This window comes from Flexivirga lutea (assembly GCF_054778955.1).
Map to the genome: position 1 here is coordinate 1,144,983 of NZ_BAAGZB010000002.1, position 13,217 is coordinate 1,158,199.

General features: G+C 70.0%; 10 protein-coding genes. 4 read left to right on the plus strand and 6 right to left on the minus strand.

Annotated elements, in window-relative coordinates; translation table 11 throughout:
* Nucleotides 1-35: 35 nt before the first annotated feature.
* Nucleotides 36-2,927 carry an FAD-binding and (Fe-S)-binding domain-containing protein gene (locus ACYVBN_RS11875; RefSeq protein WP_460600694.1) on the minus strand — a complete coding sequence of 964 codons (2,892 nt, stop codon included), beginning with the start codon at nt 2,925-2,927 and terminating at the stop codon, nt 36-38.
* Between the two features lie 16 nt (nt 2,928-2,943).
* Between ACYVBN_RS11875 and ACYVBN_RS11880 the strand changes: the two genes are divergently transcribed.
* Nucleotides 2,944-3,636 (plus strand): GntR family transcriptional regulator, encoded by a 693-nt coding sequence (locus tag ACYVBN_RS11880; RefSeq protein ID WP_460600695.1) that lies wholly within the window; start codon nt 2,944-2,946, stop codon nt 3,634-3,636.
* A 9-nt stretch (nt 3,637-3,645) separates the two neighbouring features.
* Here ACYVBN_RS11880 and ACYVBN_RS11885 read toward each other — a convergent pair whose 3' ends face one another.
* The 4 genes from ACYVBN_RS11885 to ACYVBN_RS11900 all read right to left on the minus strand — a co-directional run bounded on the left by ACYVBN_RS11885 (nt 3,646) and on the right by ACYVBN_RS11900 (nt 7,630).
* On the minus strand, nt 3,646-4,212 hold the full coding sequence (locus tag ACYVBN_RS11885; RefSeq protein WP_460600696.1) for an IclR family transcriptional regulator: 567 nt from the start codon (nt 4,210-4,212) through the stop codon (nt 3,646-3,648).
* Nucleotides 4,213-4,343: 131 nt separating this feature from the next.
* A complete protein-coding gene (locus tag ACYVBN_RS11890) occupies nt 4,344-6,089 on the minus strand; it encodes an MDR family MFS transporter (protein WP_460600697.1) in 1,746 nt (581 codons plus the stop codon).
* On the minus strand, nt 6,086-6,595 hold the full coding sequence (locus tag ACYVBN_RS11895; RefSeq protein ID WP_460600698.1) for a MarR family winged helix-turn-helix transcriptional regulator: 510 nt from the start codon (nt 6,593-6,595) through the stop codon (nt 6,086-6,088). The genes ACYVBN_RS11890 and ACYVBN_RS11895 overlap by 4 nt, the downstream gene beginning before the upstream one ends.
* Before the next feature lie 147 nt (nt 6,596-6,742).
* Nucleotides 6,743-7,630: a maleylpyruvate isomerase family mycothiol-dependent enzyme gene (locus ACYVBN_RS11900; protein WP_460600699.1), complete on the minus strand. Its 888-nt coding sequence runs from the start codon at nt 7,628-7,630 to the stop codon at nt 6,743-6,745.
* Nucleotides 7,631-7,703: 73 nt separating this feature from the next.
* Between ACYVBN_RS11900 and ACYVBN_RS11905 the strand changes: the two genes are divergently transcribed.
* Nucleotides 7,704-9,713 (plus strand): cytochrome c oxidase assembly protein, encoded by a 2,010-nt coding sequence (locus ACYVBN_RS11905; protein WP_460600700.1) that lies wholly within the window; start codon nt 7,704-7,706, stop codon nt 9,711-9,713.
* Between the two features lie 5 nt (nt 9,714-9,718).
* A complete protein-coding gene (locus tag ACYVBN_RS11910) occupies nt 9,719-10,513 on the plus strand; it encodes a carbon-nitrogen family hydrolase (RefSeq protein WP_460600701.1) in 795 nt (264 codons plus the stop codon).
* A 70-nt stretch (nt 10,514-10,583) separates the two neighbouring features.
* Here the strand turns inward: ACYVBN_RS11910 and ACYVBN_RS11915 are convergent, their stop codons facing one another.
* Entirely contained in the window at nt 10,584-11,207 is a 624-nt protein-coding gene (locus ACYVBN_RS11915) for a LysE family translocator (protein WP_460600702.1), read from the minus strand.
* 169 nt (nt 11,208-11,376) lie between these two features.
* Between ACYVBN_RS11915 and ACYVBN_RS11920 the strand changes: the two genes are divergently transcribed.
* Entirely contained in the window at nt 11,377-13,212 is a 1,836-nt protein-coding gene (locus tag ACYVBN_RS11920) for an NHL domain-containing thioredoxin family protein (protein WP_460600703.1), read from the plus strand.
* The last annotated feature ends 5 nt before the right edge of the window (nt 13,213-13,217 follow it).

Genomic DNA, 13,217 nt, shown 5'->3' on the forward strand with positions numbered 1-13,217 from the left:
CGTAGTCAACGCATCGGGTATGTCAGCAGTGCGGCCTACCGCACGGCGGGCAGAGCACCGGCCAGCAGCTGCGCCAGATGTATGGCGGAAGTCCCCGCCAAGTCCTGCAGTTGCGTGCGACACGAGAAACCGTCGGCCAGGATGATATCGTCCGGGCCTGCGTCCCGCACCGCCGGCAGCAGGTGGCTCTCCGCCACCGCAACCGAGACCTCGTAATGACCCTGCTCGACGCCGAAATTGCCTGCTAAGCCGCAACATCCACCGATGCGGACAACCTCCGCACCCGCTGCCGTCAGCAGCCGCTCGTCGGCGGTCCAGGACATCACGGCGTGGTGGTGACAGTGCGGTTGGGCGATCACCCGCGTGCCGGTGAGGTCCGGCGCACTCCAGTCAGTGGTGCGGGTCAGCAGCTCGGCGAGCGTGACGGGGGCCCCGGCGACCTGGGCGGCGCGTGCATCCCCCGGGAGCAGTGCCAGCAGATCGTGGCGCAGCACGGCGGTGCACGACGGTTCCACTCCGACGATCGGCACGCCATCTGCAGCCGCCGGGGCGAGCGCCGAAACCAGTGTGGTGAGAGTGCGTTTCGCGGCGTCCAGCTGACCGGTGGAGATGAGTGTCAGCCCGCAGCAGGTAGCGCGCGGCGGCAGCACCGGCTGATATCCGGCGGCGCGCAGGACGTGCACCATCGCCGTGCCGATCTCCGGCGTGAACTCGTCGGTGAAGGTGTCCACCCACAGCAGTGCCGGCCGGTCGAGAGCGCCGGGCTCATAGGGACGCAGGCCGTGGGTGACGGCCCACTGCGCGAAGGACGTCGCTGCGATCACCGGGATCGAACGGCGCGGGTCGACGCCGCCGAGACGCTTCGCCATACCCGCCTTGTCGCCGAAGCGCATCGCCATCCGCGCGAGCCGTGGCGTCCGCCGCGCCAGCCTCAGCCACTGCGGCAACCGGCCGAGCGTGTAGTGCGAGATCGGCCGGCGACGGCCGGCATACGCCTGATGCAGCACCTCCGACTTCATCGACGCCATGTCGACACCGGTCGGGCAGTCCGACAGGCAACCCTTGCACGACAGGCAGAGATCGAGTGCTTCGTGCACCTCCGGTGCACGCCAGTCACGTTGCACCACAGAGCCGTTGATCATCTCCTGCAGTGCCCGTGCGCGGCCGCGCGTGGAGTCCTTCTCCTCCTTGGTCGCGTGGTACGACGGGCACATGACCCCGCCCGAGCCGGTGTTGTCAGCCCGGCACTTGCCGACACCGGTGCAGCGGTGGACCGACTGCCCGAAGTCGCCGTTGTCGGAGGCCCAGGCGAGCGCGAGGCCCTCTTGCTGGTCGAGGAGCGATGAGGTACGAGCCGCGTATCGAGACCTCGGTCCACGGGCTGCCGGCGCGGACGGGGTAGGGAAGCGCAGATCGGCATCGATCGGTGCCGGATCGACGAGCACCCCTGGCGCCAGACGGTTCTCGGGATCGCAGATGCGTTTGACCGCCGCGAAGAGATCGAGGGACGTTGCGTCGTACATGTGCGGGAGGAGCTCACTGCGGGCGCGGCCGTCACCGTGCTCGCCGGACAGCGAACCACCGTAGCGGCCGACCAGCTCGGCGGCGTCGGTCATGAAGGAGCGCAACACCTGTGGTGCGTCCGGACGCTGCAGCGGCAGATCCAGCCGCACGTGCATGCACCCGTCGCCGAAGTGGCCGAACGGCGCGGACGTGAGCCCGTGCGCCGTGACCAACTCGTCGAAATCGCGCAGGTAGTCGCCCAGTCGGTCCGGGGGCACCGCGGCGTCCTCCCAGCCCGGCCACGCAGGCTCTCCGGCGGGAGACCGTCCCGCCAGCCCCGCCCCGTCGGCCCGGATGCGCCACAGGGCAGCGGTTTCCGCGGCTGAACGCACGACGCGCGCATCGATCGCACCGAGCGAGGAGTCCGCGGCCAGCGCATCGGCCCGCGCATCGACCTCGGGCAGCTCATCACCGCTGATCTCCACGAACAACCACGCGCCGCCGCGTGGCAGGTCGGGCACGGCGGTGTCCCCTCGCCGGGTGCGGACCACGTCGGTGAGGCGTGCATCCAGGCCCTCACACGCGGTCGGACGATGCGCGAGCACCGCCGGAGAAGCGGCGCCCGCCGCGACGATGTCGGTGAAACCCAGCGCGACCATCCGCCGGTGCTTCGGGTCGGGCACCAGCCGGACGGTTGCCTCGGTCACGACGCCGAGAGTGCCCTCGGAGCCGACCAGGAAGCGTGCGACGTCGGCTCCGCGCTCGGGCAGCAGATGCTCCAGCGAATAGCCGGACACCTGCCGGCCGAACCGGCCGAACTGCGTGCGGAGGTGCGCCAGGTTGTCGTGCCCCAGTCGGCGCAGGGCGTCCGCCTCAACGGACGGTATGGCGTCGTCGACACGCGACCCGACGTCGAATTCTGTTGCCGTCCCGAAGAAGCCGCGCAATGCGAGCACATTGTCGGCGGTCCTTCCATAACCAAGGCTGCGAGAGCCGCACGCGTTGTTGCCGATCATCCCGCCGATGGTGCAGCGGGTCGACGTCGACGGGTCCGGCCCGAAGCGCAGCCCGTGCGGCGCGGCGGCGCGCTGCAGTTGCTCCTGTATGACGCCCGGCTGCACGCGAGCGGTCCGGGCCTCGCCGTCGATCTCCAGGATGCGGTTCAGGTGCCGCGAGGTGTCCACCACGAGCCCGGGCCCGACCGCATTGCCCGCCACCGAGGTGCCCGCACCACGCATGGTGAACGGGACACCGGCGTCCCGGGCGACGCCATACGCGCTGGCCACCTCGTCCGAGGATCGGGGGAAGACGACGGCGAGTGGCGGCACCCGGTAGAGCGAGGCGTCCGAACTGTAGATCGCGCGCGTCGTGTCGTCGTCGCGTGCGGAGAGGCCGGCCGAGCGCAATGCGGAGATCAACGACATAGGTAACATGTTACCCATGACTCTCGCGGAGGACGCGGCGACGCAGGTGCGCGCCTGGCTGTATGACGGGACGATCGGCCGCGGCATCTTCCACTCGGTGCCCGAGATGGCCGAGAAGCTCGGCATGTCACGCAGCCCGGTGCGGGAGGGACTGCTGCGCCTGGCCGATGCCGGACTGATCGAGTTCGTCCCGCAGCGCGGGTTCCGGGCGGTGCTCCCGACCGGCCAGGACATCGCGGAGATCTTCGCGCTCCGTCTCGCGCTGGAGCCCGACGCCGCCGCGCGTGCGGCCAGGCTCGGCGCCGGTCGCACGGCCGTCGCGCGGGGTCTGCGCAGGCAGCTGCGGCAGATGCGGGCCGCCGCGAGTGCTGGCGACGACGCGGGCTTCGGTGGCGCCGACGAGCTGCTGCACGCCACGATCCTGGAGTGCTCGGGCAACGCCCGGCTGGTGGCGTTGGTCGCCGAGCTGCGGGACACCACCCGGCTGATCGGGGCGAACACCGCCGGCCGATCGCGCACCCACCTGGAGGTGCTGGAGGAGCACGAACCGTTCGTGGACGCCATCGCCGACGGCGACCCGGCGCGGGCTGCCATGTCCATGCGGCGACACCTCATCGAGACCGGGCGACTGCTGATCACCCAGGCCCACGACGACGGCGACACCGGCGCCTGGCGGGCCTGGTCGAGGATGGTCGACGAGGACGAGTGAGCGCGGCAGTCAGTCCTGCGAACGCAGCACGCTCGCATCGGGTATGACTCGAGAGACCTCGCGGGCCGTCGCCGCGACGGCCGGGCCGAGTTCCTCGATGCGGTCCTTGTGCATGCGCACGCTGGGCGCCTGCAGCACCACCGCGGCACGGGCGATGCCGTCGCCGTCGAGCACCGGCGCCCCGACGCAGCGCACGCCCTCGACGTTCTCCTCGATGTCGATCGAGTAGCCCCGCTCGTGGGTCTGCTCCAGCTGCCGCTCGAGCTGGGCGCGCGTGGCGAGGGTGCCCGGGCCGACCGGAGGCAGCCGGTTGGGCAGGCCCGCCAGGTAGTCGGTGGTCGAGTCGCCGAACGCCAGCATCGCCTTGCCGGACGCGGTGCTGTAGAGCGGGAATCGCGCACCCACGTGCTGCACGAAGCGCAGCGGCAGCGTGGACTGGACGCGGGCGAGCACCACGGACTCGACACCGTCCCGCGCGGCGAGGTTCACCGACTCGTGGGAGCTCTCGGCCAGACGGTGCAACGGCTGCATCGCCTTGTCGATGCCCAGCACGCGCTCTGCGGCGCGTCCCAGCACGACCGCCCGGGGCCCCAGGTGATAGCGCTCAGGCCTGACCCGTCATCACTGCGCCGTGAACGAAGGAGCGCCCGGCAGCTGCCGGGCGCTCCTTCATGCATCCCGGTGGATTTCTCCCGGGCGCCGCGGACTCAGTCTGCGCTGTGCCGCGGCGACATCGACTCGCCCACGCCGTCGGCCGGTTCGTCCCCGAGCGCCTCGTGACGACCCACGGCACCCGCGCCCACGCCGACGGGTTCGCGCGCCGCGCTCGCCGCGCCGGCAGCCTCTGAGGCGGCGGCGGCCTGCGCCGACTGCGCCCGCAGCTCGACGTGCGGCATCAGCAACAGCACCAGGAAACCGAGGAACATCAGCACCGCCGCGCACAGGAAGATCAGGTCCATCGAGTCGGCGAACCCGACCTTGAACGGATGCGCGATGTCGGCCGGCACCTTGGTGAGGATGTTGGAGTCGTCCTGCACCTGCGCGGCGACCTTGCCGAGCAATTGCTGGTTGGCCGGCTGCGCCAGTGACGGATCGGCCTTGACCGCCGCGCCGAGCGCGTCCTTGATCTTGTCGCCGACCGTGCTGAACAGGATCGACAGGAAGATCGCGACGCCGATGGTGCCACCGGTCTGCCGGAAGAATGTCGCGGCCGAGGTGGCCACGCCGATCTCGCGCGGCGGCACGGCGTTCTGCACGATGAGCGTCAGCGGCTGCATGCAGTTGCCGAGGCCGAGGCCGGTGATGAACATCATCACCATCACCCAGACCAGGTTGGTGTCGGCGGTGACGAAGATCCACAGCAGCAACAGCCCGGCGGTGGCCAGCAGCGTGCCGAGGATCGGGAAGCCGCGGATCTTGCCGGTCTTGGCCGTGATCAGACCCGAGATGACGGCGGCGATCATCAGGCCGGCGACCATGGGCAGCATCATCAGGCCGGAGGTCATCGGCGAGGCTCCGTGCACGATCTGCATGTAGAGCGGCAGCACGGTGATGCCACCGAACATGCCGATGCCGACGATCACGCTGGCGGCGATGGTGACCGACGCGGCGCGCAGCTTGAAGATGCGCAGGGGGATCAGGGCGTCGTCACCCATGCGGTGCTCGATCCACACGAAGGTGGCCACGCCGATGATGCCGATCAGGTAGCAGATGACGGAGGTGACCGAGCCCCAGCCCCAGTCGCGGCCCTGTTCCGCCACGGTCAGCAGCGGCACCAGCGCCACGACCAGCGCCGCGGCACCCCACCAGTCGATGCGCGCCTCACGCCGCACGTGCGGCAGGTGCAGCGTCGCCGACACCACGAAGAACGCCACGATGCCGATCGGCACGTTGACCAGGAAGACCCAGCGCCAGCCGGTCACGCCCAGGAACGAGGTGGTCTCGGCGAGGAAGCCGCCGACGACCGGGCCGAGCACCGAGGAGGTGCCGAAGGTCGCCATGAAGTAGCCGGTGTACTTGGCACGTTCCCGCGGCGGCACCAGGTCGCCGATGATCGCCAGCACCAGCGTCATCAGGCCGCCCGCGCCGATGCCCTGGAAGGCTCGGAACGCCGCGAGTTCGTACATCGAGGTCGCGAAGGAACACATCGCCGAGCCGATGATGAAGACGCCGATGGCGAAGATGAACAGCTTCTTGCGGCCGTAGAGGTCGCCGAGCTTGCCGTAGATCGGCGTGGTGATCGTGGAGGTGATCAGGTATGCCGTGGTGACCCACGCCTGGATCGACAACCCGTGCAGATCATCGGCGATCGTGCGGATCGCGGTGCTGACGATCGTCTGGTCGAGCGCGGCGAGGAACATGCCGAGCAGCAGACCGGTGAGGATCGTCAGGATCTGCCGATGGGTGTATTCACCGTCCGTGGGCGCCGGAGCAGTCGCCGTAGAGGTGGTCACGAAGGATCCTTTCGGGTGGTGGGCGGATATTCGGGCAGGTCGGCGCCCTGTGCGCGTGCCTGGTCGAGCTGTGCGGTGAGCGCCGCGATGAATTCGTGCAGATAACGGGTGAAGTCGCGCGCCTTGGCATCGTCCCAGTCGGCCAGCATCTGCTGGAACCACTGGCCACGGCCGTCCTGCAGGCGTTGGACGAGCGCGTCACCCTCGTCGGTCAGCGCCACTCGCTGGGCGCGCCCGTCGTCCGGATCGGAGACCTTGGCCACCAGGCCGTGGCAGACCAGGTTGCTCACCTGGCGACTGACCGTGGAGACGTCGGAGTGCACGGTCTCAGCGAGCGCCGAGATGCGGGCGGGGCCGCCGCGGCGCAACGCGAAGATCACCGGGTACGACGAAGGCTCGATCCCGGGGTGTACCCGAGGCGTGTGATGGCGAACCGCTTCGATCTTCTTGACCAGTTGGATGAGCTCGGTCGACAGCTCCATCGCAACTGCGTGCTCGACGGGCATGACGATTCCTGGATGACGACAAGGGGTTACTTGCTTGCGGCATACAACGATATGCATCGAATGGCGATGTATCAAGTCGACGGCTGGATCCGGCGCGAAGCGGCGACCGTTGCCGGTTGGGTACGGCGGGTGCGGGCCGCCGCCCGGTCAGGGCGTGACGGTGAGCGCGTCGAGCACGCGCGCGGCGACGTCCTCGTCGCCTTCGACCGAATAGCGCAACTCGGCGGTGGGCACCCGGCCGGCGCCGCGACGGGTGAGGGCTTCGGTGGTCAGCCGGATGGTGGTGACCGAGCCCGGCGGCACGATGATCACCTCACCGGTGCTGTCGTCCGTCTCGTCCACATGCGCCTGCCCGGAGAACAGCGGCTCGCCACGCAGGGAGCCGTCATGGCTGGGAGTGATCCGCACCCCCTCGCGAGCCAGCACCGGGCCGGTGCATTCGATGATCACCGAGGTCCCCGGCTCCAGGCCGGCGCGGGCAGCGCGCCGGGGGAAGGCATCCAGCACCGTCGTGACGAACGCGGCCGCGGCGGTGGAGTCGAGGTTCCCGGGGCGGTCGAGGGCAGCGCGCAGGTCCTGTTCGTGGCACCAGATGTCGATGATGCGGACCGGCAACTGCTTGCCGATCGTGTCCAGCTCGCCGATCACCGGCACGACCGGTGAGTCCAGCGTCAGCTCCGGGTCGCGCAGCGCCCGCAGCCGCCGTGGCAGCACGTGCGCCAGTTCCTGCACGACCTCGTGCCCGCTGCGCGACCGTCGCTCCTCGACGGATTGCTCCATGAACCGGCCGAAGTCGTGCCGGATCCACGGATGGTCGGGCACCTCGACATCGGGCAGCTCGCCGGTGAGGAGGGCGGTCTCGACGCCCACGACGTGCGAGATGTGGTCCTTGACGGTCCACCCCGGGCACTGCGTCGGGAGGTCGAAATCATCCGGCCGACAGGTCATTCCGAGGTCGAGGACCGCTTGCGTCGTCTCGGCATACGCGGTGACCATCTCGTCGAGACCTTCGGGCGGGAGCGGTCGTGTCGGCATACCCCCACGGTAGTGGCTGGACCCGCGTCGACCGAGAGTACGACCCACAAGGTGTCGATCTAGGCTGCTGTGCGTGACACGTCAGGCCAGCACCCGACCGGTTTCGCACGCCGGATCTCTCGCCGGCGCCGTGCTGGCCGGCCTCCTGGCCTGCGCGGCGGCTCTGCGCTTCACCGGCGCGGCCGCGAAGCTCGAGCTGCTCGATCCCGGCGCACTGGTCCGCTGGGGGCTGCCACTGACCACCACGGCATGCCAGCTGGCGATCGCGTTGACGATCGGACTGCTCCTGCTCGGCGGCATGCTGATGCCCGAGGGAGCCCACACCGCCCGCCGGATCCGGGTCGGCCGGTATGCCGCCTGGTCGGCGCTGGCCTGGGCGGTGTGCGGCGCGGTCAGCGGGGTCTTCAACTACGCGGACGTGTCCGGCACACACGTCGGGTCCAGCGGGTTCTGGTCCAACGCCTGGCAGTCCACCTGGGACCTGGAGCTGCTGCGGGCGCCGGCGATCACCACACTGGTCGGTCTCTGCGTCGCGGTCATCTGCTTCGTCGGGGCGAGCCGGGGCGTGCAGGCGTTCCTCTTCTTCGTCGCGGTGGCCGCGCTCTGGCCGTTGGCGCTGGTCGGTCACGCCGCCGGCAGCCTGGACCACGACGCGGCGGTCAACTCGCTGGTGTTCCACCTGCTCGGTGTCGCCGTCTGGGTCGGTGGCCTGCTCGCCGTGCTGCTGATGTGGTCGCGCCTCGGCAAAGGGGCACCCGACGTGGTGGAGCGCTTCTCGACCGTCGCCACCTGGTGCATCGCCATGGTCGGGCTGTCCGGGGCGCTGAACGCCTGGATCCGCATCGGCGGCTTCAGCGGTCTGAACTCGAAGTACGGCGTCATCGTGCTCGCCAAGATCGCCGCGCTGGTCGCGCTCGGCGTGTTCGGCTGGTTCCAGCGGCAGAAGGTGATCGCTCGGTTGCGGGCGGACCGGTCCTCGCGGCCCGGCCGCGCCGCGTTCGCCCGGCTGGCCGGCATCGAGGTGCTGGTGATGGGCGTGGCGATCGGGCTGGGCGCAGCCCTGTCGCGCTCGGAGCCGCCGATCTCCGGCGAGTCGCCGCTCAACACCACCGACCGGGCGTTCTCACTCACCGATTACCCGACACCCGCGCCGCTGGAGACCAGCAGCTGGTTCACCGCCTGGCGGGTCGAGTGGTTGTTCACCGCCGTCGCGGTCATCGCGCTCGGTGTCTATCTGCACTGGGTATGGCGCCTGCATCGTCGCGGCGACAAGTGGCCGATCGCCCGGACGATCTGGTGGGTCTGCGGCTGGGCGTCCTTCGTCTACTTCACCGACGCGGCGCCGGCGATCTACGGGCACGTGCAGTTCTCGATGCACATGCTGATGCACATGGGTGTGTCGATGTTCGTGCCGATCTGCCTGGTGCGCGGCGGCATCGTCACCCTGGCGATGCGCGCCCTGCCCAAGCGGCAGGACGGCACCCTCGGGCCGCGCGAGCTGCTCCTGGCGGTCGTGCACTCGCGGGTGTTCGCGTTCTTCGCCAACCCGATCATCGCGGCCGTGCTGTCCTTCGGCACCTTGATCGTCTTCTACTACTCGCCGTGGTTCTACCTGTCGCTGACCACCCACACCGGGCACGTGCTGATGGTGGCGCACTTCATGATCACCGGCTACATCTACGCGTATGCGCTGGTCGGCATCGACCCGGGACCCAAGCGCTGGGCGCCGCCGATCCGGATGCTGATCCTGTTGGTGGCCATCGCGTTCCACGCCTTCTTCGGGGTCGCGATGATGACCGGCACCACGCTGCTGGCACCTGATCTCTTCACGGTGCTCGACCTGTCGTGGATTCCGGACCCGCTCGTCGACCAGCAGCGTGCCGGCACCGTCGCGTGGGGTGCCGGCGAGTTCCCGACGTTGATGCTCGCGATGCTGATCGCGATGGAGTGGTACCGCACCGACCGTGCCGCCGGGCAGCGCGCCGAGCGGCAGGCCGAGCGTGACGGGGACGCGGAGCTCAACGCCTACAACGACTACCTCGCCGCGCGGGCCCGCGCGGGTTCGGCGCACCAGAAGGACTGAGGACCATGCGGATCTCCGCCATCCAGCTCGCGTATGACGACGAGGAGTCGCTCGCCGACCGCACCGACCGGGTGGCCGGGATGGTGCGGGCCGAGGCGGGTGCGGACCTGGTGGTGCTGCCGGAGCTGTGGTCGGCCGGTGGATTCTCCTACCGGGACTGGCCGGACCGCTCGCAGGACATCCGCGGACCGGTGGTGGCCGCGCTCGCGGCGGCGGCGCGGGACGCGGGACTGTGGCTGCACGGCGGGTCGATCGCCGAGCACCCGGCGTCCGGCGAGACCGGCCCGGAGGGCAAGTCGTTGTGGAACACCTCGGTGCTGCTGGGACCGGACGGATCCCTCGCGGCGACCTACCGCAAGATCCACCGGTTCGGTTTTGCCGGGGGAGAGCCGAAGCTGATGGAGGCCGGTGACGAGGTCGTCGTCGCCGATGCCGCGGGCGTGCGCATGGGACTGTCGACCTGCTACGACCTGCGCTTTCCCGAGCTCTACCGGGAGCAAGTGGATCGCGGAGCGACCGCTTTCGTCATACCGGCTGCGTGGCCGCAGGCCCGGGTCGAGGCGTGGCGGCTGCTGCTGCGCGCGCGGGCCATCGAGGACCAGTGCCTGGTGGTCGGCTGCAACACCGCGGGCACGCATGCGGGCACGCCGATGGGTGGGCACAGCGCCGTGGTCGCGGCGACCGGTGAGGTGCTCGTCGAGGCCGGCAGCGACGAAGAGGTCCTGCGCGTCGATGTCGATCCGGCGTCCGTGGCTGAGTTCCGGGACGCGTTCCCGGTGCTGGCCGACCGACGCCTGTAGCGCCTGCACGCTGGTCGCGTGCGGCCGAGGAACGAGGCCGTGTATCGAGACCACGTGCGCCGAGGCCGACTCAGCTCTCGGCGACCAACGCCCCGGCGAAGCCCAGCATCACCACCCCGGTGGCGCCCTCGATGCTGCGGCGGACGGTGAGCCGCTGCAGTACCCGTGTCGCGATGCCCGCGACGGCGACCAGCGCGACCAGCACGACGGAACCCACGGCTGACAGCGTCATCGCATAGGTCAACAGCGTTGCCACGTTGGCGTGTTCGCCGACGAACTGCGGCAGCACCGCGATGTTGAACGCCAGCACCTTGGGGTTGGTGATGTTGCACAGGAATCCCTGGCGGGTGGCCGTCCACGGGGAACGGCGCAGTGGCACGGCGCCTTCGGCGAGCCCGTCCGCGCTGCGCATCCGCCACGCGGCACGGATCGCCAGGAAGCCGAGATAGGCCAGGTATGCCGCGCCGGCCCACTTGATCACCCGGAACACCGTCTCGGCATGCACCAGGAGTGCGCCGAGCCCGGACGCGGCGAGCACCCCCTGGACGACATTGGCGACCAGGATCCCGACCACCGTCCACCCACCCCGTCGCCGACCGCCCAGCAGCGTGCTGCGCAGGGTGAGCAGCGAGTCGGGGCCGGGCGCGATCGCCAGCACGATCGCGAGTGCGACGAAGGACAGGTACTGCGTCATACCGACGATGGTAGGGGCCGGACAGGACGGCGAATGACGCGTTCCGAGGCCCGGAACGCGGCAGCGGCGACCGGGCGTCATGCAGGGGGATCAGCTGAAGGCGGGTGCGCCGACCGGTTACCGGTAGCCCGACCACCGTGGCGCACGGCCGCCGCGCGACGATGGATGTATGACGAATCTGCGCGTGCGTGCCCCGGAACTCATCGGCCGGGGCTGGCTCAACACCGGGGGCGACCAGGTGCGCCTGGCCGATCTTCGCGGCAAGGTCGTGGTCCTGGACTTCTGGACCTTCTGCTGTGTCAACTGCCTGCATGTCCTGGACGAATTGCGCCCGCTGGAAGCCGAATTCGCCGATCAACTGGTCCTGATCGGCGTGCATTCGCCCAAGTTCGAGCACGAGGCGGACCCGGTCGCGCTGGAGCAGGCGGTGGAGCGTTACGCCGTCCACCACCCGGTGCTCGACGATCCGGCACTGACCACGTGGGGCGCCTACACGGCCCGGGCCTGGCCGACGCTCGTCGTCATCGACCCGGAGGGGTACATCGTCGGCCAGTTCTCCGGCGAGGGTCACGCGCACGGGCTGACGGTGCTCGTGCGCGAACTGCTGGAGGAGCATCGCGCCAAGGGGACGTTGCGGACCGGCGACGGTCCCTACGTGCCGCCGGAACCGGTCGCGACCGCGCTGCGCTTCCCCGGCAAACTGGCGGCGGTCGGCGACGGCAGCTACCTGGTGTCCGACACCGCACACCACCAGGTCGTGCACCTCGAGGGCGACCTGGACACCGAACGCGCGCGGTACGGCACCTCGCAGACCCTGGATGCGCCGCAGGGCGTGCTCGTGCTACCCGCCGAGGTCGCCGAACGTGTCGGCTACGACGTGCTCGTCGCGGACTCCGTCCGGCATCAGATCCTGTCGATCCGCCTGTCCGACGGGCAGATCCGGGTCCAGGCAGGCACCGGTGAACAGCTGCGCGAGCGCTCCGGCGGTGGTGCGGCGTTGCGGCAGCCGTTGTCGACTCCGTGGGACCTCGCCTGGTGGATCGACCGCGCCGTGATCGCGATGGCCGGCACGCATCAGCTGTGGGCCCTGCATCTCGCCGAGGACCCGAACGACAACTCGGTCGCGGTCCTCGCGGGCACCAGCCAGGAGGGGCTGCGCGATGGTGACGCGTACGACGCCTGGCTGGCGCAACCGTCCGGCCTGGCGACGTCGGCGGACGGCAGCAAGGTCTGGATCGCCGACTCCGAAACCTCGGCGCTGCGCTCGATCTCCCTGACCGACAGCGGTTTCCGTCTCGATTCGGAGATCGGCAAGGGCCTCTTCGACTTCGGGCACGTCGATGGACCGGCCGCGGGAGCGCTGCTGCAGCACCCCCTCGGGGTGACCGAACTGCCGGACGGCAGTGTCGCGATCGCCGACACCTACAACGGGGCGATCCGTCGGTTCGACCCGCACGCGCACGAGGTCTCGACGCTCGCCACCGGCCTGGGCGAACCCAGCGATGTGCTCGTCGAGACCGACGTCGACGGCACGCGACTGCTGGTCGTGGAGTCCACCGCGCACCGGATCACCCGGGTCGCCATACCCGCTGCGGCCGCGCGGGTCTCGGGTGCTGCGCTACGGACGCAGCGGCCGGTCACCGAGGTCGCACCGGGTGACCTGCAGCTCACGGTGGACTTCGTGCCGCCGACCGGTCAGAAGCTGGACAAGCGGTATGGCGACCCGACGCAACTCACCGTCTCGGCCAGCCCCGAGGGACTGTTGCGAGCCGGCGCCGGTGCGGCGCAGGGCCTGACGCGAACACTCGCCTTCGCGCACGATGCGACCGAGGGCGTGCTGCACATCTCGGTCCGTGCCGCCGCCTGCGACGGCGACCCGGTCACCGGCGAGCTGCCCGAACACGCTGCTTGCCACGTGTACCAACAGGATTGGGGCATCCCGATCCGGCTGGTGGACGGCGCGCTGCGTGAGCTGATCCTCGGTCTGCGGGCCGAGCGCTCTTGACTCTG

Bases quoted from the DNA above. Each gene is read 5' to 3' on its own strand.
- ACYVBN_RS11920 (WP_460600703.1), top strand. From the start codon at position 11,377: ATGACGAATCTGCGCGTGCGTGCCCCGGAACTCATCGGCCGGGGCTGG.
- ACYVBN_RS11915 (WP_460600702.1), bottom strand. From the start codon at position 11,207: ATGACGCAGTACCTGTCCTTCGTCGCACTCGCGATCGTGCTGGCGATC.
- ACYVBN_RS11910 (WP_460600701.1), top strand. From the start codon at position 9,719: ATGCGGATCTCCGCCATCCAGCTCGCGTATGACGACGAGGAGTCGCTC.
- ACYVBN_RS11900 (WP_460600699.1), bottom strand. From the start codon at position 7,630: ATGCCGACACGACCGCTCCCGCCCGAAGGTCTCGACGAGATGGTCACC.
- ACYVBN_RS11895 (WP_460600698.1), bottom strand. From the start codon at position 6,595: ATGCCCGTCGAGCACGCAGTTGCGATGGAGCTGTCGACCGAGCTCATC.
- ACYVBN_RS11880 (WP_460600695.1), top strand. From the start codon at position 2,944: ATGACTCTCGCGGAGGACGCGGCGACGCAGGTGCGCGCCTGGCTGTAT.
- ACYVBN_RS11875 (WP_460600694.1), bottom strand. From the start codon at position 2,927: ATGTCGTTGATCTCCGCATTGCGCTCGGCCGGCCTCTCCGCACGCGAC.